The sequence below is a fragment of the Butyrivibrio fibrisolvens genome, assembly GCF_023206215.1.
In the GTDB taxonomy this organism is placed as follows: Bacteria; Bacillota; Clostridia; order Lachnospirales; family Lachnospiraceae; genus Butyrivibrio; species Butyrivibrio fibrisolvens_C.
The window spans coordinates 2,114,228-2,140,044 of record NZ_CP065800.1; the positions used below are offsets into that span (position 1 = coordinate 2,114,228).

29 protein-coding genes are annotated in these 25,817 nt (G+C 38.8%); 24 read left to right on the forward strand and 5 right to left on the reverse strand.

Annotated elements, in window-relative coordinates; all coding sequences use genetic code 11:
- Positions 1 to 214: 214 nt before the first annotated feature.
- The 4 genes from I7804_RS08640 (at position 215) to I7804_RS08655 (ending at position 2,935) form a co-directional block, all read left to right on the forward strand.
- Entirely contained in the window at positions 215 to 658 is a 444-nt protein-coding gene (locus I7804_RS08640; protein ID WP_248402920.1) for a LytTR family DNA-binding domain-containing protein, read from the forward strand.
- Positions 655 to 1,122, forward strand: coding sequence for a DUF3021 family protein (locus I7804_RS08645; RefSeq protein ID WP_248402921.1), 468 nt, complete (start codon positions 655 to 657; stop codon positions 1,120 to 1,122). Before I7804_RS08640 ends, I7804_RS08645 begins: the two co-directional genes overlap by 4 nt.
- A 117-nt stretch (positions 1,123 to 1,239) precedes the next feature.
- The gene (locus I7804_RS08650) at positions 1,240 to 1,941 is read left to right on the forward strand and encodes an ABC transporter ATP-binding protein (RefSeq protein WP_027217387.1); all 702 of its coding nucleotides are present in this window, start codon (positions 1,240 to 1,242) and stop codon (positions 1,939 to 1,941) included.
- Positions 1,942 to 2,143: 202 nt separating this feature from the next.
- The gene (locus I7804_RS08655; RefSeq protein ID WP_022753420.1) at positions 2,144 to 2,935 is read left to right on the forward strand and encodes an ABC transporter permease subunit; all 792 of its coding nucleotides are present in this window, start codon (positions 2,144 to 2,146) and stop codon (positions 2,933 to 2,935) included.
- A 51-nt stretch (positions 2,936 to 2,986) separates the two neighbouring features.
- Here I7804_RS08655 and I7804_RS08660 read toward each other — a convergent pair whose 3' ends face one another.
- On the reverse strand, positions 2,987 to 3,568 hold the full coding sequence (locus I7804_RS08660) for a 4Fe-4S binding protein (protein WP_248402922.1): 582 nt from the start codon (positions 3,566 to 3,568) through the stop codon (positions 2,987 to 2,989).
- Positions 3,569 to 3,631: 63 nt separating this feature from the next.
- A complete protein-coding gene (locus I7804_RS08665) occupies positions 3,632 to 3,835 on the reverse strand; it encodes a 4Fe-4S binding protein (protein WP_248402923.1) in 204 nt (67 codons plus the stop codon).
- Positions 3,836 to 3,995: 160 nt separating this feature from the next.
- Between I7804_RS08665 and I7804_RS19120 the strand changes: the two genes are divergently transcribed.
- The 4 genes from I7804_RS19120 (at position 3,996) to I7804_RS19395 (ending at position 6,709) form a co-directional block, all read left to right on the forward strand.
- Positions 3,996 to 4,532 (forward strand): helix-turn-helix domain-containing protein, encoded by a 537-nt coding sequence (locus I7804_RS19120; protein WP_331477787.1) that lies wholly within the window; start codon positions 3,996 to 3,998, stop codon positions 4,530 to 4,532.
- Positions 4,533 to 4,710: 178 nt separating this feature from the next.
- Positions 4,711 to 5,085 (forward strand): C-GCAxxG-C-C family protein, encoded by a 375-nt coding sequence (locus I7804_RS08675; RefSeq protein WP_248402925.1) that lies wholly within the window; start codon positions 4,711 to 4,713, stop codon positions 5,083 to 5,085.
- A 273-nt stretch (positions 5,086 to 5,358) separates the two neighbouring features.
- Positions 5,359 to 6,450, forward strand: a complete 1,092-nt coding sequence (locus I7804_RS08680; RefSeq protein WP_248402927.1) for an ATP-binding protein — start codon at positions 5,359 to 5,361, stop codon at positions 6,448 to 6,450.
- A gap of 58 nt (positions 6,451 to 6,508) precedes the next feature.
- Positions 6,509 to 6,709, forward strand: coding sequence for a glycoside hydrolase family 30 beta sandwich domain-containing protein (locus I7804_RS19395; RefSeq protein ID WP_420314864.1), 201 nt, complete (start codon positions 6,509 to 6,511; stop codon positions 6,707 to 6,709).
- Positions 6,710 to 6,786: 77 nt separating this feature from the next.
- Here the strand turns inward: I7804_RS19395 and I7804_RS08685 are convergent, their stop codons facing one another.
- On the reverse strand, positions 6,787 to 7,476 hold the full coding sequence (locus I7804_RS08685) for a 2-phosphosulfolactate phosphatase (RefSeq protein ID WP_248402929.1): 690 nt from the start codon (positions 7,474 to 7,476) through the stop codon (positions 6,787 to 6,789).
- A 378-nt stretch (positions 7,477 to 7,854) separates the two neighbouring features.
- Between I7804_RS08685 and I7804_RS08690 the strand changes: the two genes are divergently transcribed.
- Positions 7,855 to 9,009: a glycosyl hydrolase family 8 gene (locus I7804_RS08690; protein ID WP_248402931.1), complete on the forward strand. Its 1,155-nt coding sequence runs from the start codon at positions 7,855 to 7,857 to the stop codon at positions 9,007 to 9,009.
- 223 nt (positions 9,010 to 9,232) lie between these two features.
- Here the strand turns inward: I7804_RS08690 and I7804_RS08695 are convergent, their stop codons facing one another.
- On the reverse strand, positions 9,233 to 9,838 hold the full coding sequence (locus I7804_RS08695; protein WP_248402933.1) for a hypothetical protein: 606 nt from the start codon (positions 9,836 to 9,838) through the stop codon (positions 9,233 to 9,235).
- Positions 9,839 to 10,182: 344 nt separating this feature from the next.
- Here I7804_RS08695 and I7804_RS08700 point away from each other — a divergent pair, with 344 nt between their 5' ends.
- The 5 genes from I7804_RS08700 (at position 10,183) to I7804_RS08720 (ending at position 15,840) form a co-directional block, all read left to right on the forward strand.
- A complete protein-coding gene (locus I7804_RS08700; RefSeq protein WP_248402935.1) occupies positions 10,183 to 11,190 on the forward strand; it encodes a hypothetical protein in 1,008 nt (335 codons plus the stop codon).
- A gap of 33 nt (positions 11,191 to 11,223) precedes the next feature.
- Positions 11,224 to 11,892: a PD-(D/E)XK nuclease family transposase gene (locus tag I7804_RS08705; protein ID WP_282570398.1), complete on the forward strand. Its 669-nt coding sequence runs from the start codon at positions 11,224 to 11,226 to the stop codon at positions 11,890 to 11,892.
- A 499-nt stretch (positions 11,893 to 12,391) separates the two neighbouring features.
- Positions 12,392 to 13,687: an ATP-binding protein gene (locus tag I7804_RS08710; protein WP_248402938.1), complete on the forward strand. Its 1,296-nt coding sequence runs from the start codon at positions 12,392 to 12,394 to the stop codon at positions 13,685 to 13,687.
- A 123-nt stretch (positions 13,688 to 13,810) separates the two neighbouring features.
- Positions 13,811 to 14,647: a CPBP family intramembrane glutamic endopeptidase gene (locus I7804_RS08715; protein ID WP_248402940.1), complete on the forward strand. Its 837-nt coding sequence runs from the start codon at positions 13,811 to 13,813 to the stop codon at positions 14,645 to 14,647.
- Between the two features lie 362 nt (positions 14,648 to 15,009).
- Complete coding sequence (locus I7804_RS08720; protein ID WP_139263879.1) at positions 15,010 to 15,840, forward strand: hypothetical protein; 831 nt, start codon at positions 15,010 to 15,012, stop codon at positions 15,838 to 15,840.
- Here the strand turns inward: I7804_RS08720 and I7804_RS08725 are convergent.
- Positions 15,828 to 16,721, reverse strand: coding sequence for a LysR family transcriptional regulator (locus I7804_RS08725; RefSeq protein WP_022755917.1), 894 nt, complete (start codon positions 16,719 to 16,721; stop codon positions 15,828 to 15,830). The genes I7804_RS08720 and I7804_RS08725 overlap by 13 nt on opposite strands.
- 127 nt (positions 16,722 to 16,848) lie before the next feature.
- On the opposite strand from I7804_RS08725, the gene I7804_RS08730 reads away from it, so the two are divergent.
- The 10 genes from I7804_RS08730 to I7804_RS08775 all read left to right on the forward strand — a co-directional run bounded on the left by I7804_RS08730 (position 16,849) and on the right by I7804_RS08775 (position 25,813).
- Positions 16,849 to 17,886, forward strand: a complete 1,038-nt coding sequence (locus I7804_RS08730) for a YeiH family protein (RefSeq protein WP_248405957.1) — start codon at positions 16,849 to 16,851, stop codon at positions 17,884 to 17,886.
- A 550-nt stretch (positions 17,887 to 18,436) separates the two neighbouring features.
- On the forward strand, positions 18,437 to 18,583 hold the full coding sequence (locus I7804_RS08735; protein ID WP_248402942.1) for a hypothetical protein: 147 nt from the start codon (positions 18,437 to 18,439) through the stop codon (positions 18,581 to 18,583).
- A gap of 143 nt (positions 18,584 to 18,726) precedes the next feature.
- A complete protein-coding gene (locus I7804_RS18965; protein WP_282570399.1) occupies positions 18,727 to 18,861 on the forward strand; it encodes a hypothetical protein in 135 nt (44 codons plus the stop codon).
- Between the two features lie 164 nt (positions 18,862 to 19,025).
- Positions 19,026 to 20,801, forward strand: a complete 1,776-nt coding sequence (locus tag I7804_RS08745) for a methyl-accepting chemotaxis protein (protein ID WP_248402944.1) — start codon at positions 19,026 to 19,028, stop codon at positions 20,799 to 20,801.
- Between the two features lie 225 nt (positions 20,802 to 21,026).
- Positions 21,027 to 21,404 (forward strand): hypothetical protein, encoded by a 378-nt coding sequence (locus tag I7804_RS08750; RefSeq protein ID WP_248402945.1) that lies wholly within the window; start codon positions 21,027 to 21,029, stop codon positions 21,402 to 21,404.
- A gap of 53 nt (positions 21,405 to 21,457) precedes the next feature.
- Positions 21,458 to 22,111 carry a M15 family metallopeptidase gene (locus I7804_RS08755; RefSeq protein ID WP_248402947.1) on the forward strand — a complete coding sequence of 218 codons (654 nt, stop codon included), beginning with the start codon at positions 21,458 to 21,460 and terminating at the stop codon, positions 22,109 to 22,111.
- Positions 22,112 to 22,123: 12 nt separating this feature from the next.
- Positions 22,124 to 22,276, forward strand: a complete 153-nt coding sequence (locus I7804_RS08760) for a hypothetical protein (protein WP_248402949.1) — start codon at positions 22,124 to 22,126, stop codon at positions 22,274 to 22,276.
- A gap of 58 nt (positions 22,277 to 22,334) precedes the next feature.
- A complete protein-coding gene (locus I7804_RS08765) occupies positions 22,335 to 23,459 on the forward strand; it encodes a hypothetical protein (protein ID WP_022755906.1) in 1,125 nt (374 codons plus the stop codon).
- Positions 23,460 to 23,795: 336 nt separating this feature from the next.
- A complete protein-coding gene (locus I7804_RS08770; protein ID WP_248402951.1) occupies positions 23,796 to 24,215 on the forward strand; it encodes a hypothetical protein in 420 nt (139 codons plus the stop codon).
- A gap of 467 nt (positions 24,216 to 24,682) precedes the next feature.
- A complete protein-coding gene (locus tag I7804_RS08775) occupies positions 24,683 to 25,813 on the forward strand; it encodes a hypothetical protein (protein ID WP_248402953.1) in 1,131 nt (376 codons plus the stop codon).
- The last annotated feature ends 4 nt before the right edge of the window (positions 25,814 to 25,817 follow it).

Consider the following 25,817-nt stretch of genomic DNA (forward strand, 5'->3'; position numbering starts at 1 on the left):
CACTGTTCAAGGGTGAAGTCTGCAAATAATATATCATATACAATATAACGATAACAATAACGCACGGCTCAGTCAACAGTATACACACATTAACGTAAAAACGAATATAATTACATAAACATATCTGCTATAATATTTTCAACAGCTAAAGTTCTAGTCATATATTCTTGTATTTCGCATTCAAGAATAAATCATCTCATGATAAGATAATCTTATGAAGACAGATATAATGCAGATCACAGAGGGTGAGGAATACGTCCGTATACGTTATAAGGATCTTACCCCATCTATAAAAAGAATAATAGGCATCCTTGAAGGGACAGAAGATAAACTCTGGGGCAAGACTGAAACAGGTACAGTCAGCATCAGACGAAAGGATCTTTTGTACCTTGAATCTGTTGACGATAAGCTTTTTGCTTATACAGGGGACAAGGTCCTTAGGATAGACGGAAGCCTTAACTCATTTATGGAGGATTTTGATGACGGCACCTTTTTTAGGTGCAGTAAATCCATGGTCATCAACGTCGGCAGGGTCAAAGCTTTAAAGAGCCTCTCATCCAACAGGATCGATGCCACTATGGAAGGCGGAGAGCATATCATCATATCCAGAAGATATGCTTCAGAATTCAGAAGACTTTTAAAAGGAGGCAGAGGATGAAAAAAGAAGGAAAGCCTACTTTGTGGGAACTGTATCTTACCAAAGAGATCGGGATTGAATTCAAGGCATGTTTGTACTTTTTTGCATTCCTGTTCTATTACTGCGTATACAGGATCATAAACGGAGTCTACAACGCCAGTATCCTGCATATGACCGAACTTATACTCATATGTTATGTCATAGGATATGTTCAGGTATATCTGCTGTGGAATTTTGATGAATCGGACAAACTGGGAGTCAGGGAAGTTATAGGTATGGTCATATGTACGGCTGTCTACTGCGTATCATCATGGCTTTTCGACTGGTTTTCAAGAGATCTATTAGTGACGCTTTTATTCGCAGCATATATCCTTCTTGTATATTTCTGTGTATATCTGATATATAAATACAAGCGCATCATCGATGATAAAAAACTCAATGAAGATCTGAAACTTTTTCAGGCCCATCACAAAAAAAGTGAATGATAAAGGCAAAAAAGTGCACCTTACGGGAACATGTATTGTTCCCGTTTTTTTTATCTGTTATGAATAAGATATAGATAAGGCGTCATGAAAGAATAATGAAGTAAATCGGAGGATCATATGAAAGAAATTGCAAAAGGTCAAAAAGTAATAGAGATAAGCAATCTTACTAAAAGCTATGGAAAGCAAAGGGGCGTTATAGACGTATCTCTAAGCGTAGAGAAAGGGGATATATTCGGATTCATAGGACCAAATGGTGCCGGCAAGTCCACAACTATAAGGTCCATGCTTGGATTCTTAAAATTCAGTCAGGGTAGTATCAGGATACTGGGCATGGACAGCGTTAAGAATCATGAGGATATCTTAAAAGAAGTTGGCTACATGCCTTCGGAAGCATGGTTCTATGACTCCATGAAAGTCAGAGACGTAATAAAATATGCAGCTGATATAAGAGGACTTAACTGCAGCAGCGAAGCTGATAAGATCTGCGAAAAGCTAAAGCTTGACACTAATAAGAGGATCAAGCAGCTGTCTCTTGGTAATAGAAAGAAAGTCAGTATAGTATGTGCCATGCAGCATAAGCCAAGTCTTTTCATTTTCGATGAGCCAACAGGTGGCCTGGATCCCCTTATTCAGAAGAACTTCTTCGAACTGATACATGAATATGTGGATAATGGTGCGACATGCCTTTTGTCAACACATGTGCTGTCAGAAGTTGATAAGTACTGTACCAAAGCTGCCATCATGAGAGAGGGAAGGCTTACGATGCTGGATACGCCGCATATTGATGATGAGACTTTTTTGAGTTTCTATGAAGATTAAAAAGAAGGTCGGAAAGAAAATCTGAAAAGATCAAAAAAGAAAATCAAAAAGACCAATAAGAAGATCAAATAGATAATCCAAAAGACTAAAAAACAAGAATAAAAGATAAAATGAAAAGAATACTAAAAGAAAACTGATAACAGAATAGCATACATTTTTGAATCTTTGATTCATAAATGTATAGAAAATGTGAGGTATAAACATGAAAGCTGTTTTGAAAAGGGAATTACTATTGAATATAAAGAGTATGCTGATATGGAGTCTGTCTGTTGGAATTTTGGGACTTACCTGTATACTTTTGTACAGCTCCATGGAAGGCGAGATGAAGGATATGGCAGATGCTTTCTCCAATATGGGAGCCTTCTCGGATGCCTTTGGCATGAGCACACTTAGTATCGCATCGCTAAAAGGCTATTTTGCCACAGAGATAGGAGCAGTTCATGGCCTTGGAAGTGGCATGTTCGCTGCGATCATCGCTATCAATATCATATCCAGGGAAGAGGATGGACATACAGGAGAGTTCATCTTCTCAATGCCCCTGTCAAGAACCAAAGTCCTTACAGCCAAGGCTATATGCGTGTTTATAATGCTTATAGTATTCACTATAGTATGTACAGTCTGCTATGTTGTAGGATTTAACATACTTGGCGAAGAGATGCCCATGGATCAGTTCATGACTTTTATGTGCAGGCAGTTTGTTATGAATCTGGAAGTTGCCGGTATATGTTTTGGATTGTCATCTCTTGCAGGTAAGAACAGGATGGGACTTGGCCTTGGACTTGCACTTTTGTTCTACGCATATGACGTAATGGGAAGAGTAATTCCTGATCTTAAGGATTATCTCTTCGTAGGACCATATTCTTATGCCAATGCAGCAGAGATCTTTACAGGAGAGGATACTCCTGTAAAGGCGCTGATACTGGCAGTTTTGATTCTTGTGATCGGTGTAGCTTTTGGCTTTTATAATTTCAATAGAAGGGATCTTGCGAGCTGACGGATATTTTTATATATTTAACTCAGACTTCCCACTTGGAAGGTGTAGTATTTAATTCTTACCTTTAAGTTTGCAGATCCCCTGAGTCATGGTTCCCATAGGGCAGAAGGTGCACCAGGTCCTTGGTCTGTAGAGTATCATGACGATAAGACCTATCAGAGTCGAAGTCAGCATGAGACTGTAGAACCCATACGAGAACTGAGTGATCCACGCAGGGACACCGGTAACAGTATAAGCCCAGTTCCAAGGAAGCTTGAAAGTCCAGAACAGTTTAACAACTGTGCGCAGCGAAGCACTTCCTGCAAACACAAGATAGGTCTGATATACCATATTTCCAAACATTGTCAGGAAAAAGATAAGAAAGCCATATCTGAATACTTTGCCATACATCCAGGAGGGTGCGACCTTCCTGGATTTTATTTTTAGAAGTTTTGGGAGTGTTGCAAAGAGCCTGCCTCGTCCGCAGTATCTGTTACAAAAAGCTTTGCCGCCTCCCAAAGATGCAATGAAGATAGGAACTACAAAATCTATCATGCCTAGCCACGCGAACAAAATGTTAAAAAAGCCAAGTGAAAAATATATGATTGGCCATATCCAAAGGTAATCGTACCATTTCTTTTTCTTTTGCTTCATAAAAAACCTCATTTCTATAATTCGTAATAATTCCAAACAGGTATCTTTGAGTCTAACCTTGTGTCAGGCCGGCTTCCTGTCACTGACTGTGATGCATCCGGCAGGGCATATTCCGGCGCATCTGCCGCAGCCGACGCATATGGAAGGGTCAACTTTCATGAAGCGGCCACCTTCGGAACTAATGGCTGACATGGGGCACTCCTGGAAGCATGCCCCGCAGCAGACACATATGTCTTTGTTAATACTTGCAACTTTCTTTGAATTCATAGTCTCTTTTCCTTTGTAAAAAAATATGCTTGCTTATCGATAGTGATAATGTTAGTATATGTGGTATAAAAATATATCAAGTACGCAGAATATACATACGTGGTATTAAAAAACTGAGTGACGTGTGTTCCGCCAAGTTGAACCATTAGTCACTCGTGACATGAGGTTATTTATGAAAGGAAAAAACAAAGAAGAATCAATAGTTAAAGAAAAAAAGATTATTACAAAAGAGATTACAAAGTCGAAAAAATCGGCGGCAAAAAAGCAGGTAAATTCGAAAGCTGCAATTGAAAACGAATCATCTAAATCAAAAAAGGCAGCAGCAAAAGCTGATTCAGCCAAAGACCGTGAACCACTCTGCGAAGATCTGGCGGGTAAGAATTGCGGCCTAAAGAAAGTGCTGGACATCATAGGTGGCAAGTGGAAGATAATGATCCTCTGCGTTATAGACAAGGAAGGCACCGTTAGATATGGAGATCTTAGCAGGAGAGTGTTCGGCATCACTAATACCATGCTGGCCAATTCACTTAAAGAGATGGAAGCAGATGGGCTTGTTGAGAGGAAGCAGTACATGGAGATGCCTGTCCGGGTAGAATATTCACTTACTCAGAAAGCTGAGAGCATCATCCCGATCCTACTTCAGCTCAAAAGATGGGGTGAAGAGAATCTTCCCGATGACCAGGAAGAAAGTAAGTAGACATATATAACAGAAAAGTAATAAGAATCATAAGACTGGGAAAATAAGTATGTAGATAAGACTGACGAAAAAGTGATTCTATAAAACCGAATTCATCGAAGGCATACTAAAAAAAAAAAATGAAGAAATACAAAAAATATCTTATTGATATATTTGGTAATAAAGGAGAAAGCAAACTATGGAAAGAAAAGAACTTGCAGTAGAACTTAAACACAATGGACACAATTGTGCCCAGGCAGTATTGTGCGCATTCGAGGATGAACTTCAGATGTCCAAAGACGACCTTAAGAAGATGGGCGCAGCCTTTGGCGTAGGAATGGGATGTATGGAAGGAACCTGCGGTGCTCTAATCGCAGCTCAGATGGTCATGGGACTTAAGAAGTATGAAGGCGCACCTGTATTAAGAGATGCAGCCGGAATATTGAAAGAGTTCGAGAATAAGTGCGGCGCCACCATCTGCAAAGATCTAAAAGGCAGAGACACTGGCGTTGTCATCTGCGAATGTGATGACTGCGTAAGACATGCGGTAGAAGTTGTAGAAGGTCAGATGTGATGAACTGGAGAAAGAGGATGAGTCTGAAACTGATAAAACTAACAAAGGATTACGAGAAACAGTGCAGAGATACTGGATTTCACTGAGTTAATTATATAAATTAAGGCAATACTCATATTTTCCTTTGTAGTTGAGGAAGGTTGTGGAAAGTTGTGGAAGGAAAATAAAGTTGTGGAAGGTTGTGGAGAGTTGTGGAAGAAAAATAAAGTTGTGGAGAGTTGTGGAAGAATGAGTTATAATTAGATTAGAACTTGTGATTTAAGGAGTATTTGTATGAAATTTGAAGAAATCAAAAATCCATATACACTTCAATTTAGTTATATACCTCCTCAATTTATAGAGAGATCTATCATAACTAATGAAATAATCAACAACTTCATAAGGGAAGTGCCGACTTTTCGAGGCATGTTCATCACAGGGGTTAGAGGATCCGGCAAAACAGTTCTGATGGGAGATGTGCGCAACAAAATAGGGAAACTGGATGATTGGATAACTATCGATATCAACCCTGAGAGTAACCTTTTGGATTCTCTTGCAAGGGGCCTGTATATTATTCCTGAAATAAAGGCACTTTTTGTAAAAGCAAAGCTCGATTTCTCAGTTCTGGGGATAGGAGTACATATTGAGAATGCTGAGCTGGTGGCATCTAATGAAGAGGATGCTCTCAAGATGATGCTTGGAATTCTAAAGAAGGCTAAAAAGAAAATTCTGGTCACAATAGATGAGATCACATATAGCACTGATGTTGCCCGTTTTTCACATGCTATGTCATCTTATGCAAGTGCTGATTATGATATCTATGTCCTTATGACAGGACTGATTGAGAACATCAAGGCTATAAAAAATCAAAAGTCGCTTACTTTTTTGTATAGAGCCAAAGCCAGAGAATTAGACAATCTGAATATCACAGCTATCTGTGCTGATTATCAGAAAGTTCTCGCCCTTGATAGAGAGACTGCTGAGGCACTGGCTTTTTGTACCAAGGGATATTCACTGGCATTTCAGGCGCTGGGATATCACTACTGGAACGCCCTTTCAAGATATGGTGCAGGCAAGTTCGATATAGATGATGTATATCGGGAGCTTGATATTACGCTTTCTGAACTGTCTTATGAGAAAATATGGGATGAGCTATCTGAAACAGACAGAAAAGTCTTAGCGGCGATAGATACCATCTGTAAAAAGAATAATACCGATGCTGCAAAGGTTGAAGATATAAGAAAACATATAGATATGACATCTAATACATTTGCCACCTACCGCACCAGACTTATTGATAGCGGAATAGTAGATGGGAAAAAATATGGATTTCTTTCTTTAAAACTTCCGCGATTCGGAGAGTTTATCAGGTTTAATACATATTGATGAGCAGAAGATCGATGTCAAGCTCTCATACTACTATATAGGACACTTCTCAAGACATATAAAAGAAGGCGCAAGAAGAGTACTGTCCAGCACTTATGACAACGATATCGAGACAGTAAGCTTTATAAATCCTGACGAAAGCCTCGTAACTGTTATCTTAAACAGACGAGATGAAGACAAGAAAGCTGTAGTCAGTACAGGAGATGGCTACGTAGAAGTAGATATCCCGGCACATTCTATCCAGACACTGGTAATGTAAACAATATACACATCACAAAGACCCCCAGGCTCTGTCCAAAGGGGGCTTTTTCAATTATCAGGGAAAAGACTTGTCGCTTACAGTGATATCTTATTTACGGTTAATCTATCGTTTGTTTTTGATACTTTTAATATAAACGGGAATTTATTGATATCTACACACAGAGGATAGTCCTCTTTTGGAAAAACATCCTGCGTATCAGGGTCGAAGAACTTGGATGCGCCGTGATCCTTAAGATGGGCTATCCTTCCTTCTATGTCGAAGTCTTCACCAAGGATCAAGGCTCTTATATATTCTGCGGCAAGGAGATCTTCTTCGGAGCTAACCTTGCCGGCAAGCCCCATAGGACAGATGGAGACGTCTTCCGGGTTCCTGGCCTTAATATACTCAGCTACGGCCTTGGCATTAACAAGGGATCCTGTGATGATCTCGGAGGCATTGACTGCATTGACTATGCCCTGTGTTCCGGCGCTTGTGGTATGGATTATGGTCTTACCTTCAAAGTCGCCTGAAAGGAGCTGGTATGGGGAGTTGCCATAATCGCAGCCTTCCTGCTTCCTGCCTTCTCGCTCGCCGAAGAGTACATAAGACGGATTCTGCTTCTTTAGCTCTAGGGCCTCTTCAAGACTTCCTATAGGGAAAATTCTGGCAGCGCCCTTATCAAAAAGGTAGCACTCCACAGTAAATGCTCTAAATACATCTATGATAACTGTAAGCCCCTTGGCTTTTTTTGCTCCTTCTATAAGTTCTAGTATCTCAATATTCATAATCGCATTTCCTCTTTTCTGTAGAGAATGAATACTTCCCACTTGGTTATAAGATTTATTCACACTAATTTAGTATGTTCGGGACATATTCTAGCACTTGGGCTTTTTGAATTCAAATATAAACGAGTCAGCACACTGGCAAGCATTTTTAGCAACAATTAGAAAGAAAAAGACAATATAAAGTAAGACTAATATTTGTATATATGTAAATATGATAATTACTATCATTCATGCGAATAAAGTAAGAAAAAGTTCGAAAAGCATGAAAAAGCGCAAAGAGAATTGCAAAGAAAGTACAAAGATAATCATAAAGAAAAGTACAGAATCACAAAGAAAAGCGCGAAAAATTAAATGAAAAAGATGGAGAGTATATAAATCATGGGATCATTCGATAACAAAACCTATAGAAATGTATTCAAAGAGATAGGTAAAACGCAAGAAGAGATAGATGCTAAGATCAAAGAAGCTGTCGATATCTTCTTTTATGATGAAAAAGAAAGAATCTATCATCCTGCAGGCGATGACATGGGATATCTTGTAGACACCGGCAACAACGATGCCAGAACAGAAGGCATGTCCTATGGCATGATGATGTGCGTACAGCTTGATATGAAGGAAGAGTTTGACAGGATCTGGAAGTGGGCTAAGACCTTCATGTACATGGAAGAGGGTGACAATGAGGGATATTTTGCATGGTCATGTCAGCTTGATGGTACCAAGAACGCTTACGGACCTGCACCTGACGGGGAAGAGTTTTTTGCCATGGCGCTTCTATTCGCATCACACAGATGGGGAGATGGAGAGGGCATCTACAATTATAGTAAACAGGCCAAAGAAATTCTCAGAGCCTGCCTTCATAAGGGTGAAAATGGCAGAGTAGGAGATCCTATGTGGAACAGAGACAACGGCCAGATCCTCTTCGTACCGGGAAGCCCATATACAGATCCTTCCTATCATCTGCCACATTTCTATGAGCTGTTTGCTCTCTGGGCATATGAAGAGGATAGAGAGTTCTTCAAGAAGGCTGCAACAGTTAGTAGGAAATATCTGGTATCTGCCTGTCATCCAGAGACTGGCCTTAATCCTGAATATGGCAACTTCGACGGCACACCTATGGATGAGAAGCTCCCGTGGGGACAGTTTGGTGATTTCTTCAGTGATGCCTACAGGACAGCTGCCAATATAGGTCTTGATGCAGAGTGGTTCGGAGTAGACGAAGGCCAGCTTGGCGTACCTCTTAAGGCTATGAAGTTCTTCGGAACAGACCTTGAAGCAGTAAGATGTGCTTACAAGGTGGACGGAACTCCCCTTGAAAGACCGGTACTTCACCCTGTAGGACTTGTTGCTACCATCGCTCAAAGTGCTCTGTCCGTACCTTACAGCGAAGATCCTGATAGCGACTTTTCTGTAGCAGCCAAGTGGGTCAACTGGTTCTGGAATCAGCCACTTAGAAAAGGAGAGCGCAGATACTATGACAATTGCCTGTATCTGTTCGCACTGCTGGCGCTGTCAGGCAATTATAGGATATGGTGATGAAGGACTATATTGAAATCTATATTAGTGTTCAAGATTGAGGATTAGTAAATTCAAGTGAGGCTACTGCATGTTTAGTTTAATATGCAGCAGCCTCATTTCTTTACACTTTTTGAAGATCATCCTGAGTTTTTTGCGAAATACCATATCAGTAACGAAAGAACTTGAGAGAGCTTCCGGAGCTGAAGGTTGGGTTGATGTGTGTAAAGGATGGGATGAATAATTACCTAAGAATCGACGGCTCCTCTGCATACGGAACCGGACCACCCTTTGATTTATCATAAATAGCAATCGCATCAGCGATGTAGTCATACAGGTCGTCGTAAACATAAGCAAAGAGCATAGGATTTACCGTATCATCAGAAATTTGGCCATGGTTGTAAGAATACGCATATTTACCTCTACGCTTAATGATAGTTAGACAGCCATCAAGCTTTGATCTAACATCGCTTTCGAAGATGCCTGATTCCAAAAGGGTCTTTCTGATAAAGTCACAGAAGAACTCAAAATCATCATCCCAGTTGATATTTCCATTATCCTGAGCTTCGCCACGTAAAGCCTCTAATTGTCTCAGAAGCTCGCCTTGAACGCAGTTTGACTGGCCGCTTTTAGGAACATAGTCATGCCAGATCTTCTTACATGCTTCTAGATGAGTCATTTTATAACCACGTATGCCAAGCTTATCAACTCCATCATACATAGTATCAAAATCAATCAGATCTTCTTTCTTTGAATTGTCTTTCTTAGGTTGTGAAAAGTCTTTCCTAAATCGTGAAAAGCCTTTTGCAAGCCATGAAAAATCTTTTATCAATTGAGAAAAAAATGCCATAATATGCTCCGATCCTCAGATCCTTTTACTTCTCAAAAGAAGTATCTCCAATAACAATCTCATCAACATCTACATCTTCAATCACGCTTGTAAAGTATGTGTGGTAGAATTCTGAATTTTCAAAATCGAAGCTATAGAAATTGATCCATACTTCGTCACCTTTTTTGAAGCAGTTGTAAGGGACAGTACATTTAAATTTGGGCCTTGAATACTATAGCACATTTGGATCTATTTTGGAAAAAAGCCGTAATCTGGCACACCACTAAGCAATATACTATAATAACCTCAGAGGGAGCCCACAGCTTCCTCTTTGCTTTTTCAAAGTTTCTTACGAGGTAAAAATGATGCAGGAAAAATCCGCCAAGAAATCCCTAATCCTATTCGCCATCATATTTAGCTTGGGCCTTCTCGTAATAGAAGCCATAAAGATCAACTACCAGGTAACCAACAAATATGGAAGCTGGAACCACTACTGGGAGCATGTGCGCCTCAATCGCGAGAAGCCAAACCTGGCTGAAGAGTTTGACACAGCCAGAGACGCATATAAATATACAGTAGAAAACTCCGTCCTATACATGATCAGAGACGGCGACTATGTAGAATCAGTAACCGCCGAAGTTGTATATGACGACATACGTTCCGCTGAAATTACTGCTGAACGCATAGGATCATGGTGCAATCTTGACAAAGCCTATGTAACAGTCCAATTGGATACAAGTTTTAACAGCATCCCCGATTTAGACAAGTGCAATATGCTCTTAAAGATCCAGGATGAAATAGAGCATAATCTGTCCGAACTGTATTATGGCAGCAGCTATTACCAGATGTTCGAGCAGTACAAATACCAGCCCCGCGATTCAATAGAATACAAAGATCACTATCTATGGATTGAATACACCCAACGTTGCACCTTTACTGCCGGTACAACTGAGTATAGTCCCGACACATATATGTTTAGCGTGATCAAAAACAACAGATATACTATCTATAACTGCAGGGAAAGCCACGGAGAAGTAGTAAAACTCATAAAATATGACACAGGAACTATAGAAGCCGACGGCAGCTGGACATCTGATAGCGAAAAGAAGAAATCTAAGGACACCACAACTACAAATTCTTCTGGCAAAAAAGATACAGACTCCTCCGGCTCGAAAGATACAAACTCATCTGGCAAAAAAGATACGACAGGCAGCAGCTCTGGCAGCTACGATCCATACGACGTGCACGACTACGACTCTGCAGACGACTTCGCTGATGACAAGTATGAAGAATTTTACGATTATGAAGACGAGTACGAGGATGAAGACGAAGCTTATGATGCGGCGGAAGATTACTGGTATGATGAGTATTAATTTGATATAGTTCGGAACAATATCGAAGCGAAATTGACATTTGATAACGTGGTTCGAGGAGATGATTATATCGAAGTTAAGCCTGTCTATCACATAGGCTTTCTTGACTTTACACTTTTTGAAGATCATCCTGAGTTTTTTGCAAAATACCATATCAGTAACGAAAAGGATGGTTATCAGTATACTGACAAGTTTCATCTGTATGTGATAGAATTAAATCACACAGAAATGGCTACAGAAGAAGATAAAAAACACAAAATCGATACTTGGGCCAAACTTTTCAAAGCTACTACATGGGAGGAAATTAAGATGATCACAAGTGCCAACCCATCCATGAATTCAACTGCTGAAGAAATATTTGCCGCTAATTCTGACTTTATGATCGCTGAGCAGTGCCGCGTAAGAGAAGATAATATCATTCACGAAAGAAGAATGAAAGAAGCACTGGTTGAAAAAGATAATAAAATCGAAGAACAAGCAAAAGAACTTGAAGAGAAAGATAAAAAGCTTGAAGAGAAAGATAAAAAGCTTGAAGAGAAAGATAAAAAGCTTGAAGAGAAAGATAAAAAGCTTGAAGAGAAAGATAAAAAGCTTGAAGAGAAAGCAAAAGAACTTGAAGAGCAAGCAAAAGAACTTGAAGAGCAAGCCGAATTAATTGCAATATTACAAAAACAACTGGAAGAAAAAGGCATAAAGGATTAACTGATCAGGCAGGGAAATATCCCTGCCTATTATTTCGAACGAAACCAGCAACAAAACTGTAAAAATGCAGATAGTAATCTTACATCCAGAATAGATGCCAAAGTCAAGGAAGCCATTGCTAAGAGCCTGTGGAGGAAAGAGTATATGACTTACAAAGAGATATAGAGTAGATATTGGCTACAGCCTGATGATGATCAGCGGGCTGTAGCTTTTATTTTGGGAAAAGAAATATGGAATTGATATAATAATACAATCGGTATAGTTCTGAAAAAGTTAGGTATAAGTGGGCATAGAATAGCACTGTATAAATGAAACAAAAAAGGGCATCGACTAAGAAATTAGCTGATGCCTTTTACCATGAAAAAAGTATGTAAGGTCAGTCTGTATGTTCCCTCATAAAAATGTAAGACAATACTAAAAGATCCCTCATAAAAATGTAAAATACCTTGAAAGATCCCTCATAAAAATGTAAAATACTATATTAAGAAGGAGTATCTTTATGGAGAGAATAGCTTACAACAAATTAGTAGAATGGAAAAACAAATCCAATAGAAAGCCTTTAATTCTTAATGGAGCAAGGCAGGTTGGTAAAACATGGCTTTTGAAAAATTTTGGGCAAAGAGAATATAAGAACGTAGCATATATAAATTGTGACAGAACAGATGAGATGAAGACTATATTTTCCGATTTTGATACAGAACGTCTGATCAGAGTTTTTTCTGCACTTTCAAATACAACAATTGAGCCTGGTAATACAATTATAATTCTTGATGAAATACAGGTAACTCCACTGGGGCTCACTGCTCTAAAATACTTTTGTGAGGAAGCACCGGAATATCATATTGTTGTTGCCGGTAGTCTTCTGGGAATAGGACTTCATGAAGGAACGGGATTTCCTGTTGGAAAAGTTGACGAGATCACACTTCACCCAATGTCATTCGAAGAATTTCTTATGGCAATGGGCAAAGATATCTTATTGTCTCAGATAAAAGAACATCGTTGGGATGAATTAACATCATATTCAAGTACATTTATTGAACTTTTGAGACAGTATTATTATGTTGGCGGTATGCCAGAAGTAGTTAACTCTTATATAGAGAATCAGAATCTTCAGGAAGTACGATCTATACAGAACCAGATTCTAGCAGATTATAAAAGGGATTTTTCCAAACATGTACCAATGGATATTATACCAAAGGTAAATATGGTATGGGATTCAATTCCAGCTCAGCTTGCTAAGGAGAATAAAAAATATATCTTTGGTTCGGTAAAAAAAGGTGCACGGGCAAAAGAGTTCGAAAACGCTATACAATGGCTTATCGAAGCAGGGCTTGTTCATAAAGTACCGCGCGTTTCAAAAGTATGTCGTCCAATAAAATTTTACGAAGATTATAATGCATTTAAATTATTCTGTGTTGATCTGGGGCTTCTTGGAGCGATGTCTGATGTTTCTGCAAAAGATATTTTAGTGAAAGACACAGTTTTTAAAGAGTATAAAGGCGCCTTTACAGAACAATATGTTTTGCAGCAAATCATAGCGCAAGATATCAAAGCATATTACTACTCAAAAGAGAATTCTACGCTAGAACTTGATTTTATAATTCAAAAAGAAGACGTTCATCCTATAGAAGTTAAGGCGGAAGAAAATCTAAGATCCAAAAGTCTTAGTACTATTTATAACGAAAATAAAGATTTGAAACCCTGGCGATTCTCAATGGCGGGTTTCAGACAACAAGATTGGATGGTCAATGTACCACTATATCTTATCTATGAATGGATCAAAGCAAGTGAGTAATATCCCTGCCTATTTTATTGCTCTGAGAGTTACGTTAATAAGACCAGCAAAACTTCCGATAATATCGATAAGAAGCGATATTGCCAGATATAACAAGGTAACAGACATAGCAGGAGAATACCAATGCTTAAAAAGTATATCGATTTTATGAAAAGATCACCGCTGATAACTGCTGCGCTCTGTATAGTATACGTGGTTGTGTGTTTTAAAACGGTACATACAGATACAAATTTTCAGTTCTTTATAGTGAGAACCATGCTTTGCGGGGCAGTGTGCTTCTTCCTGTACCAGATATCCGGAGATAAGACACTGACATCCTGTTATGTCTCCACGGGCTATGTCATTAAGAATTCCATAGGATTTCTTGCGATGTCCCTTATCATGGGCTTGGTACTACTAATCTCAAATATAGAAGAGCACGTCCCGCTTAAGGATAATCCGGTATTGGGATTTATAGTCATATTTCTTATGTTTATGTCCGTGGGCCTTTTTGAGGAACTGGCTTTCAGGGCAGTCATCAATGATGCCATAATCTATAAGTTCAGGGAAAAGAAATATGTCTTTGTCCTTAGTGCACTAGTATCTTCGATAGTGTTCGGGGCAGTACATATAGTAGGAGAATTTGATGTAACGTCCCCTATTGCATGGGGGCAGGCTGTAGCCAAAACGTTGGAATCAGGCGTTTTCGGACTGGCCCTTCTTATACTGTATTGGAAGACCAGAAATGTATGGGCCATAGGTGTGACACATGGATTATTCGACTTTCTGGCAGGCTTTACAGATGGCCTTTTTGTTTCGGTGGGAAAATCAGGTTCATCGTATATCAATACCGGTGAAGATGGAGTACGGATCCTTATCACATACTTTGCAATAGCTGCAATAAATGCGGTCTTGACGTTTATTGTATGGAAGAAGGTTGGGAAGACTATCGATTTTGAGAAGATAAGAAGAGAGTGGTAGGCACTCGATAACGATCATCCTGAGTTTTTTTGCGAAATACCATATCAGCAATGAAAAGGATGGCTATCAGTATACTGACGAGTTTCATCTATATGTGATAGAATTAAATCGCACAGAAATGCTACAGAAGAAGATAAAAAACACAAAATCGATACTTGGGCCAAACTTTTCAAAGCTACTACATGGGAGGAATCGCGATCATCACATTGATTGCATGTTTTTTATAGAATATGTATAGAGTCAAGAGAATAATACCATACGCTTGTACAGTTCTGTTAGTAGCGCTGATGACACTATTTGCAGAAACTTTAAATGAGAAGGAGATTATATTTCCTGAGATAACAGCATTAGCAGTTGGATATATGGTGGCAAAAAATAGAAGCTGGAAGGTTAATGGAAAGCGTATGCTTTCACTGATAACAGGCTGTGCGATAATAGGAGTGTGCATTGTAAGATTTGTTCCGTTTGATACGTATATCGAAGTGATTTTGGCATTCACAATCGCTCAGGTAATCTTTATGTTTTCAGGAACCACGTTTGCACCATTTGTCTCAGCAATAGTGCTCCCGGTGATGATGCATACTACAAGTATAGTGTATCCTATAGCTGCATTTGTACTGACATTACTTGTAATATTGTTTCATAAACTTTTTCTATTTCAAGGAATCCGAGCAGATGAGGAATATGTTCCTGTGATGCTGAATTCCAGGGACGATATGGTAGATACTTCCATTAGAATCCTTTGTGTGACAGTAATAGCCGGTGTTGCATTCAGAACGGGTTATAGATTTGTTGTGGCACCTCCATTACTTGTGGCATTTACTGAGTTTTCCAGGCCAAGGAACAAAACAAGAAATATGCCAGTCAAAACGGTGGCAGTGATAACTGTGTGTGCCATAATTGGTGTGATTTCAAGATATTTCTTTGCTATTTGGATAGGGCTTCCTATTACGATTTCAGCAATTGTTGCTACAAGTGGTATGCTTATCGTTATTCATTTTACTAAGATGTATATGCCACCGGTTGGCGCTATTACCATGCTGAGCATGATAATATCTGAAAGCGTACTAATCACATATCCGATTCAGATTTTTGTAGGAAGTAGCTTGATTCTTTTTCTGTCCCGGATGATTTTCATGAGACGGCAGGATAACAAGCTTTATGAAAAAGAACATGAACTTCATGCAGAATGAGTTATAGGTTGTATTTCCTCACATATTGCACGGATCTCTTCACTGAAAACAGTATCTTTGGGCCAGATGAAGGTAAAATCATGTTTTACCCTAAAGTCGTCAAGGGGGATTGTTTTCAGATATCCGGACTGCAGTCCTGATGCAACCGCTGCTTTATATAAAAAGGTGATGCCACAATCTTTTTCAATAAGGCTTATTATGGCATGCATGTTCTCCACCTGGGTAAAATTCCTAAAATCACTTGTGGAGTAATTGTTCAGGGCAAGAGCTCTTTCCAATATATTGCGCGTTCCTGAACCGGGTTCTCTTATAAGAATTCGCTCGGGAAAGAGATCTTTTATCACGCGTGGCTTCTGATTGAAAGAGTGCTTTGCCGAACAGACAGGAACGAACTCTTCTTTGCTAAAAAGCAGCGTTTCATAATCATTTTCAGGGAAATATCCTTCTACAAGTGCAAAATCTATAACACCGTCGGAGAGTTTTTTTAGAAGCTCCGATGTGTTGCCAAATGTAATCTTAAGATTAGTATCCGGGTGATTTTTTATGTAATCACTGATCGGATCAGCAATTATGTATTCTCCTATGGTCATGGTGACACCAAAAGAGATGTCTTTTAAGCCATGGTTATTCTTTGAAAGTATTTCTTTGAGACTTTCATCATCATTTTTTATCTGATTCATTTTTTTATACAGGAGTTTTCCGTTATCAGTTAGAAAAAGTTTTTTTCCATCCTGAGTAAACAGCTTTGTCCCGTATTCATTTTCAAGATGATGTATGTGCTGAGAAACAGCGGGCTGAGTAATATTCAGCTCCTTAGCCGCCTTGGTGAAATTGAGGTGCCTGCAAACACATAGAAAGGTATCTATCCTGAAATCCAGCATAATCAGTCCTCCCTAACGATAAGAAATGTTTATGGATATATAATAATATATAATTTTATCTTTTTCAAAAGACAGAATAGAATAAGACATGCGAAAGAACAGATTAAAAAGAGAGAGAGGTCTTGAGATGGATTTTTTGAAAAAGAATTACATGGGAGTAATAGTATGCTTCACTATTGCAGTTCCTTCATGGCTCCTGGGAAAGCGCTTCCCTGTCGTTGGCGGAGCGGTGATTGCAATCATTCTGGGCATGATAATAGCCCTGTTCTGGAATGACAAGGGGAAGGCGGCTGATGGAATAAAGTTTACATCAAAGATAATTCTGCAGGAGGCTGTTGTCCTCCTTGGATTTGGTATGAATCTTTCGGTCGTTCTTCAGACCGGGAAACAGTCACTTCCTATAATTATCTGCACGATTTCAACATCGCTTATCCTATCATGGATTCTTCATAAGGTTATGAATATCAAAGGAAACACAGCTACTCTTATCGGAGTTGGCTCATCAATATGCGGCGGCTCAGCAATTGCAGCTACGGCTCCTGTCATTGATGCGGATGATGATGAAGTGGCACAGGCAATTTCTGTGATATTTTTCTTTAACGTGCTGGCAGCACTTCTTTTTCCTTCGCTGGGAAAGCTTATAGGTTTTGATATCACAACAGGAGAGGCTTTCGGTATTTTTGCGGGAACTGCAGTTAATGATACTTCTTCCGTCACCGCAGCTGCGTCAACATGGGACAGCATGTGGAACCTGGGTAGTCAGACTTTGGACAAGGCAGTTACAGTGAAGCTTACAAGGACATTAGCAATCATTCCGATTACACTGGTTCTTGCTTATATGAGAGCAAAGGAAGCAAAAAAGGATGGAAGCACCACCAACGGTTTTAGCTTCAGGAGAGCATTCCCGATGTTCATAGTGTTCTTTGTTCTTGCTTCAATCATCACAACACTTTGCTTGGAAATGGGAGTACCTTCGGATATTTTTATACCTCTTAAAGAACTTAGTAAGTTCTTTATCATAATGGCCATGGCTGCTATAGGCCTGAACAGCAATATAATCAGGCTCATTAAATCCGGCGGAAAACCGATACTGCTTGGTGGTTGCTGTTGGATAGGAATAACAGTTGTAAGCCTTGTGATGCAACATGTAATGGGGATATGGTAAACGATTTAAAATAGATGTTGACAAATATAGACAGATCTCATTCAAAAATAGGAATCGATTATATCCTTAGAAACCGCCGTATATGAAGCGATAGACGGTAAGGACAATGAGGCAGTTTTAGCAGAAGCATGGTGTGAAATCAAAGTACAGATCAAATGATTATAGAATAAAAGTGAAGTAGGTTATATCGGAATATTATCTTACAATAATACTTGGATGGACCTGATTTTTAGAAAGAAATAACAGAGTTGCCACCAGCCGTATACAGTAGCCCTGAGCTTTCTACCGTACGCAGCAGGTAAACAGCAACTCATCCTACAAATGCCCAAAACAAGGCAATTAGGGCATTGAAAAAGTTCTCAAAGAGATAATCATCTGCTATTGCAGATTTCAAAAGACTCGGTACAGTGTACCGGGTCTTTTTTGTGTGATTTGTTTTTACAACGCACCTGTGATAGAATAACTATCTACGTGAAAGGAAAGGGCAGTTAATGGGTATTTATAAGCTAAAGTCGCCTGTAAGGATTACCTTTGGGGTGGCCACAAGCTGGTGGATGATTTTGGAATAGAATACGATGGCGATGTATTAGCTGAGGCTTGGCTTTTATCGTGCCATAAGGATGGGAAATCTGTAGTGGCTGACGGAGAGTATAAGGGCAGGACGCTTAAAGAGCATATAGATATTCTTGGAAAATAGTGTCTTGGCAGTGATTGCAGGGATAAAGAAGACTTCCCTATTCTGACAAAGCTCATAGATGCAAGGAAGCCTCTTTCAATCCAGGTACATCCCGATGAAGTATATGCCAAGGCCAACGAAGGCCAGCACGGTAAGACAGAGATGTGGTATGTGCAGATGTTATATGTCAGGGAGAATGCATCAGAGCTAAAAAAGGAGAGTCGCTGTTTGTGACTGCGGGAAGCGGAGAATTTACAATAGACGGAGATGCCGAGGTCCTTATCACCTGGGTTCCGTGAATAAAGCAAAGATTGTACAGGTAGCTGGTAAGGCTGCCTGTTTTTTTGTGTTTTTATGCATTTTTATTTAATTTTATTAAAAAAATATAAAACGTAAAACAATGCATTATTTAGCTGTATAATGTATATAAGTGGACATTTATTATATTGAAAGGAGTATCGCTATGTCAAGGACAACTGAAAACAAGAAGAATAAGGTCAGTTTTTTCAAATCTATTCCGGTTCAGATTTTGTTCTTTAATATTCTGATGTTGCTGGTATTTAACATAGTAAGCTACATTGTTAACGATGGAATATCATCCATGTCTGACAGTGCTCAGGGTATAATTGCCGGAGTAACCGAGCTGGTTCATAAAGAGGGAACAGTTAAGGAAGATCTGGCCAGGATTGACGGAACGATCCAGAGCGCACTGGGACTATGGTCATATTACACTGATGCTGATAAAGAGAGAATCGGAAGCGAGCTTAAATCCTACGAGAGCGAAGTGACCACTCTTGTAAAAGAAATCGGCGATGAGTTTACTATATATGGCAATCCAAACGCAACGACACAGCTTGATGCTTCGGCAAACGCTCTTATTGCGAACGTTGATGAAGTGTTCAATATCATGATGACAACCGGCGATGGACGTGTTGCCTCGGAGATACTTACCGGAGATTATATGACTAACATGGAAGGTGTCAAAGCAGGCATGACAACCCTTGATGCATCGGTGGATGCACTTAAGGGTAATGTTGTAAATTATATGGCACAGACAAGAAGTAAAATAACTGTCATGAATGTAACAGGAATGGTTGTGTTTATCGTGTGCCTTCTTTTGAACCTCTATGTTTCATTTGTTCTTATCACCAAAGTTATTGTTAAGATTTCCGACTCTGTTCAGGAAATTATAAATGATATCAACGCCGGAAAGGGTGACCTTACAGCAAGAGTAAATGTTAAGACCGGAAATGAGCTTGTATTTATAAGAGACGGCATAAATGATTTTATTGAAACCCTGCAGGGCGTAATGAAAGATGTTAAGAGCGGAACACTCATTCTTACAGATTCCGCAGACAAGATGACCTCACAGATCGCTTTGGCTAACGACAACATCACCAACACATCAGCGGCGCTTGAGGAGCTTTCAGCCAGCATGGACAATGTGTCAACTACAGCTTCTAACATTAAGGAGCAGCTCAATGATGTAAGAGATGCGGTGGAGAGCATCAATGATGAGGTTGCTTCAGGAAAAGAGCGTGCAGACGAGATCCAGAAGGAAGCTGATACCATTAAGAATGAGGCTATGCAGAAGAAGGAGAATACAGGTGCCAGAGTTGAGGCGCTCAGCAAGACCCTTGATGAGTCAGTAAAGGAAAGTGAGCAGGTTAATCAGATCGGAGAACTTACCAAGGTTATCCTCGATATAGCTTCCCAGACAAACCTTCTTGCACTTAACGCCAGCATTGAGGCTGCAAGAGCAGGTGATGCCGGCAAGGGCTTTGCGGTAGTTGCGCAGGAGATCAGTGCACTTGCCGATAACAGCAGACAGACAGCCGGAAATATTCAGACTATAAGTGAGAATGTGACAAAGGCTGTTCAGGAGCTTTCGAATAATGCCATCGAGGTTGTAGATTTTATCAACAATACTGTTATTGCCGATTATGAAGCCTTTGTTGAGACAGGAGAGAAATACGAGAGTACAGCAGAGATAATGAATGAAATTCTTGAAGGCTTTACTGAGAAGGCAGACTCTCTTGATAACACAATGCACAGCATGGCAGACTCAATTCTTACAATCACCGATTCTGTTGAAGAGTCCACACAGGCCATCAGCCTTTCAGCTTCCAACTCTACGGAGATTGTGGGAGAAATTCAAGAAATCGGAGAGGCCATGGATAATAACAATCAGGTTACGAACAAACTTAGCGACAGTACAAAGAAGTTTATAAACGTATAATACTATTTAATAGTTTTTTAATAAAAGGGGCTGTGAAGAAATGATTTCTCATTTTTTCACAGCCCCTTTTTGTGTGCCGAAAGTGGACCTGGGGGGACGGTGTTAGTGGTTTACTTTTGTGCTAAAAGATTAAGGGTAAGGCTTGCCTTTATTGATATGATTTTATTAAAATGTAAGAAAGCACCATGGAATAATATTGGATTAACCGATGAGAGAAGATAGATTATGGACAAATCATGGTCAGAAAACAATAAAGAAATACAGAAATTGTTGACGAAGGAAGCAACCTTTAAAGATGCTATTCAGAAGCTTTTGGCTTTCCGTGAGGAAATGTTTGAGCAGATCACACAGATTGTGAGTGAATACCCGGATGAGGCCTTTGCCAAAATGCCTTTTGCGGGTGCGGACGGATATCACAGTAAAACCCTTGCCTATTCTATCTGGCATATTTTCAGGATTGAAGATATAGTTGCCCATGAGATGATAGCAGGGGATAGTCAAATCCTTTTTACAAATGACTTTCATAATCGCATTGGCGCACCTATTATTACTACGGGTAATGAACTTCAGGGAAACGAGATTGCAGAGTTTTCAGTTTATTGAACCTGGTACTATTAATTGGTTGTGAATATGGCGAGTATGGAGGGTGATATTTCATGAAGGCAGAATACATTAGTGAAGAAATGGATTCTTCAGGTTTTGTAGTTCTTGCAGATTATATACCGGGCATAATTCAGGAAATAAGGTATCACTCCACTTATAATTTTATAGGTGACAGGATTGATGGATATGAAGAGCCAGTGGCGCTACTGACCAAAGAAGCGGCTCGAGCCTTGAAAAGTGTCAGTAATGAGATGATGGTTCAGGGTTACAGACTTAAAGTATATGACGCCTACAGGCCAGCCCGTGCGGTTAAGCATTTTGTTCTGTGGGGGATAGAAGATACTGATATCAGGATGAAGCCTTATTTTTATCCGGATCTTGAAAAACAGGAACTCTTTGTAAAAGGATATATAGCAAAGAATTCAAGTCACAGCAAGGGAAGTACTGTTGATCTGACTTTATTTGATATGAAGTCGGGTAAAGAAGTTGATATGGGAAGTCCCTTTGACCATTTTAGCGAAGTATCTCATCCGGATTATAAGGGCATAACAGATGAGCAGTATGAAAACCGCATGGCTCTCCAAAAGGTAATGATAAGGAATGGGTTTAAACCTATTGACTGCGAATGGTGGCACTTTACTTTGGAGAACGAACCTTATCCTGAAACATATTTTGATTTTCCTATTTCAATTAAGTATTTGAAATAAAGGGTGGCGTTTATGTCAGATGAATCCAAGAATAATCCCAAAAAAGATCTTAAGTCTATAAAAACAAAGAGTAATCCTAAGAAGGATGCTCTTGCCAATGCGCCAGAGCAGGTGCTGGCTATGGCAATAAGAGACGCCATGAGGAAGGATAAGGATAAAACTTAATTTTAATTCACAAGGTTCGAATCGCAGGACTTACACAAATTTCGTAAGGAGAAATTATATGAAAAAAAGAATAGTAAGTATCACATTAGCTGTTGTTATGACCAGTTTTCTTTTAACAGGTTGTAATAAAGAAAACATTGCTAATGAAGATAACAATAATACGGAAACAGATTCAGGCGATGGATTATCTACTTTGGATTCTTCAGATACTACGGAATCAGAACCTGATGCTGATGTAGCTGATAGTAGTGATACAGATATCGAAACTGAAATTACAACTGATACAGATAGCCAAACCTTTAATTATCATTTTGCTGATCAGGATGAAGCTATTAGCTGTTTTCTTTCAAATGAAGATTACTTCAATGGCTTTAGTACTTGTGATCTTCAATACAAAACCGGCAAAAAAGATGGAACAATTGAAGATTATAAGGAATTTGGCGTATCCCAGATGCTAGAATTCACCGATTCTGAAAAAGAATCTATTGATAAGCTGATGGCGGAAATTGAAGAAGATATTGCTTCAAATGGATATTACATTCCTGAAGTCGATGAGATTACATTTATTAAATCTACTCAGGATGAAGAAAACGGTAGCGGCGCATATACTCATGGAACACAGATTTATTTTGGTCAGAGCTTTGTTGACTTATTCACATCAGACGATCCTGATTATTACAAATATGGAAAGTCTATTTTGTGGCACGAAATATTCCATTGCCTGACCAGAAATAATCCGGATTTTAGAGCTTATATGTACAGCATCATAAATTTTACAGTTCAGGATAATGAATATGATATTCCTCCGTCAGTTTTTGATAAATATATTTCAAATCCTGATGTTGAACATCACAATGCCTATGCAACTTTCCATATTAATGGTGAAGATATAGACTGCTATACAGTTCTCATAGCTACCAAGCCTTTTGAAAAGGAAGGCGATTCATTTTTTGACTGCATGGAGACTGCTCTTGTGCCAGTAGATGGTTCTGATATCTACTACGTTCCTGATGATGCCGACAATTTCTGGGATGTATTTGGTATGAATACTGGATATGTAATAGATCCGGAGGAATGTATGGCAGATAATTTCAGCTATGCATTAACATATGGACTTGAAGAAGATTATGAATCTCCGGAGATAATCGAAGCGATAATTGATTATTTATCCATGCAAAAATAAAATATCGGAAAGGTATTAACATATGAGATCAAAGACAGCGACCATGTAGAATCAGTAAGTGTAGAAGTTACATCTATCGATAGCCATTACGACAGTACTACCAAAGACCGAATAGGATATTGGCTTAACTATGATAGAGTCGATGTAACGGTAAAAATGGATGCAAGCTTTCGTGAACTCCCAGATAAAGATAAGTGCTATATACTCATCGGTGTCGAAGATGAAATAAACCAAAATCTGGCTGATCTGTATAATCGTAGCAAATATTATCAGCTTTATGAGCAATATAAATGCCCGTATTCCGGGAATTTAATATATAAAGATCTGCATTTACAATTGGATCATACAGAATGCTGTATCTTTACTGATGGCGTAGCTGAGTATAGTATCTATGGCGATTTTTATGAAGTAAGTAAGAAGAATGGTAAGTATACTACTTATCGATACAGGGAAAGAAATGGAGAAATAGTAAAGCTTGAGCTATATCACGAAGGAGGCACTAATTCAAGCAGCCAATCCACCTCTGATACCGATAAGAAACAATCCGAAGACACGAAGAACACTAACTCCTCTGGCAAAAGAGATACGACAGGCAGCAGCTCTGGCAGCTACGACCCATACGACGTACACGACTACGACTCTGCAGACAAGTTCGCCGATGACAAGTACGAAGAATTCTACGACTACGAAGACGAGTACGAGGATGAAGACGAAGCTTATGATGCAGCGGAAGACTATTGGAATGATGAGTATTAAAGGAAGGGAATCCTGATATGAGCAAGCGAGACAGATACGATAGTGACGATAATAGATATTTCTATGAGCATTATGAGGGAAAAGACTATTACGAAGGCTATTCCGGAATTAATACTGGGAAAATAGATTTAATAATATACATATTATTCGTGCTCTTCTTGATCTATATTGAAATAACCAAATAAAAGCATAGATGCAAGTAACAGTGTTGATGCCAGTAACCGTAATTTATGGTCACTGGCATTTTTTAATTTAGAAAAAAATCTATAGAGAACGAAAAAATAATGAAATTCTTATTCTATATAAATACTTTGAATAGTATAATTATGAATTAGTAATCATATAATTGAGGAAAATTGAAGTATGAAGCTACGGGAGCAAGAGCGCTAGTTTATTGTACCTGATACCATTAAACAAAGAATTCTTTATGATATACCTGAGTTATACGGGATAAAGGAGAAAAAAGCATGGAAGATAAAAGCGGTATTTATAGTTTGGGAGGATTTGCATTTCAAATATTGGTTTTGGCAATATATATTCCATTTATGCGGTCAGGAGATTTTGTCTCATTTGAAACAATAGATGATGTTGAAACAAATTTGAAACAAGAAGAGTTAGATAATAAAGAGAATCTTTTGAATGTATCACGAATCGGCACGAATAAACGTACCTCGATACAGGTAAAAAAAACATCCATAAATCACACCAAAGCTAAAAAAATAGTAAAGAATTGGATGATAGCAGAGATAGAAAATAATGATATTGATAAGTTTTGTTTAATAACTGATAGAAGTGACACTGATAAAAAAATTTTTAAGAAGGTTTTGACATCGGAAATAGTCGACGAAATTCTCAATGAAAATGACAAAAAAACAAATTCTATAAACAATAGGATTAAGGCGTATAAGTATTCGGAGAATGAGCTAGAAAAGATTTGTAATAAAGTAAAATCTAAGTCAGAGGTAAAAATATTATCAAATATAGAAGCGGAAGTTAAAAAAGCATATGATAGTTATCTTATTGCCTCTTCTGTTTATGAATATACATATATTGAACGAATACGTCAGTTTTTGTCTAATGTTGCATTTAATATTCTTGAGTGTGTGATAAAGGGGAACCCATATACGCTTAGATATGAAGACGCTGGTAAAATACAAAATAATGTCATAACTTCTATTAACGATGAACACTTTGAACCTTCGTTCTCACAGTTCCAAAGGGTGAATAAAATAAATCTCTCTGATTTAGCTATAGCGAATACGAGAGAGTATAAGCAGTTATGTGAATGTAAATTAGAAGAAGACTCAATAATGCGACATTTGATATATGGAGAATACTATGCTAATTGTCGCTTAAGATACTACGAAGCGGGTAAAGTGGGTTTGGTAGATGATATTGAAGTAACTGCCCATGATAATTTTTGTAATGCAAAAGATGGGCTAAAGTATATCAAAAAAGATACTCCAAGAAATCGGTTAGACAAAACTAAGGAATTGCCTAACGGATATGCAAAGAATGATCAAATAAAATATGGTGTTTGCATAGGTTTAACAAAGGATGGAGTTGATCCTGGTTTACAGATTTCATGGAAGGATTGATGTG

Bases quoted from the DNA above. Each gene is read 5' to 3' on its own strand.
- I7804_RS08640 (WP_248402920.1), top strand. From the start codon at position 215: ATGAAGACAGATATAATGCAGATCACAGAGGGTGAGGAATACGTCCGT.
- I7804_RS08645 (WP_248402921.1), top strand. From the start codon at position 655: ATGAAAAAAGAAGGAAAGCCTACTTTGTGGGAACTGTATCTTACCAAA.
- I7804_RS08650 (WP_027217387.1), top strand. From the start codon at position 1,240: ATGAAAGAAATTGCAAAAGGTCAAAAAGTAATAGAGATAAGCAATCTT.
- I7804_RS08655 (WP_022753420.1), top strand. From the start codon at position 2,144: ATGAAAGCTGTTTTGAAAAGGGAATTACTATTGAATATAAAGAGTATG.
- I7804_RS08660 (WP_248402922.1), bottom strand. From the start codon at position 3,568: ATGAAGCAAAAGAAAAAGAAATGGTACGATTACCTTTGGATATGGCCA.
- I7804_RS08665 (WP_248402923.1), bottom strand. From the start codon at position 3,835: ATGAATTCAAAGAAAGTTGCAAGTATTAACAAAGACATATGTGTCTGC.
- I7804_RS19120 (WP_331477787.1), top strand. From the start codon at position 3,996: ATGAGGTTATTTATGAAAGGAAAAAACAAAGAAGAATCAATAGTTAAA.
- I7804_RS08675 (WP_248402925.1), top strand. From the start codon at position 4,711: ATGGAAAGAAAAGAACTTGCAGTAGAACTTAAACACAATGGACACAAT.
- I7804_RS08680 (WP_248402927.1), top strand. From the start codon at position 5,359: ATGAAATTTGAAGAAATCAAAAATCCATATACACTTCAATTTAGTTAT.
- I7804_RS08685 (WP_248402929.1), bottom strand. From the start codon at position 7,476: ATGAATATTGAGATACTAGAACTTATAGAAGGAGCAAAAAAAGCCAAG.
- I7804_RS08690 (WP_248402931.1), top strand. From the start codon at position 7,855: ATGGGATCATTCGATAACAAAACCTATAGAAATGTATTCAAAGAGATA.
- I7804_RS08695 (WP_248402933.1), bottom strand. From the start codon at position 9,838: ATGGCATTTTTTTCTCAATTGATAAAAGATTTTTCATGGCTTGCAAAA.
- I7804_RS08700 (WP_248402935.1), top strand. From the start codon at position 10,183: ATGCAGGAAAAATCCGCCAAGAAATCCCTAATCCTATTCGCCATCATA.
- I7804_RS08710 (WP_248402938.1), top strand. From the start codon at position 12,392: ATGGAGAGAATAGCTTACAACAAATTAGTAGAATGGAAAAACAAATCC.
- I7804_RS08715 (WP_248402940.1), top strand. From the start codon at position 13,811: ATGCTTAAAAAGTATATCGATTTTATGAAAAGATCACCGCTGATAACT.
- I7804_RS08720 (WP_139263879.1), top strand. From the start codon at position 15,010: ATGGTGGCAAAAAATAGAAGCTGGAAGGTTAATGGAAAGCGTATGCTT.
- I7804_RS08725 (WP_022755917.1), bottom strand. From the start codon at position 16,721: ATGCTGGATTTCAGGATAGATACCTTTCTATGTGTTTGCAGGCACCTC.
- I7804_RS08730 (WP_248405957.1), top strand. From the start codon at position 16,849: ATGGATTTTTTGAAAAAGAATTACATGGGAGTAATAGTATGCTTCACT.
- I7804_RS08745 (WP_248402944.1), top strand. From the start codon at position 19,026: ATGTCAAGGACAACTGAAAACAAGAAGAATAAGGTCAGTTTTTTCAAA.
- I7804_RS08750 (WP_248402945.1), top strand. From the start codon at position 21,027: ATGGACAAATCATGGTCAGAAAACAATAAAGAAATACAGAAATTGTTG.
- I7804_RS08755 (WP_248402947.1), top strand. From the start codon at position 21,458: ATGAAGGCAGAATACATTAGTGAAGAAATGGATTCTTCAGGTTTTGTA.
- I7804_RS08760 (WP_248402949.1), top strand. From the start codon at position 22,124: ATGTCAGATGAATCCAAGAATAATCCCAAAAAAGATCTTAAGTCTATA.
- I7804_RS08765 (WP_022755906.1), top strand. From the start codon at position 22,335: ATGAAAAAAAGAATAGTAAGTATCACATTAGCTGTTGTTATGACCAGT.
- I7804_RS08775 (WP_248402953.1), top strand. From the start codon at position 24,683: ATGGAAGATAAAAGCGGTATTTATAGTTTGGGAGGATTTGCATTTCAA.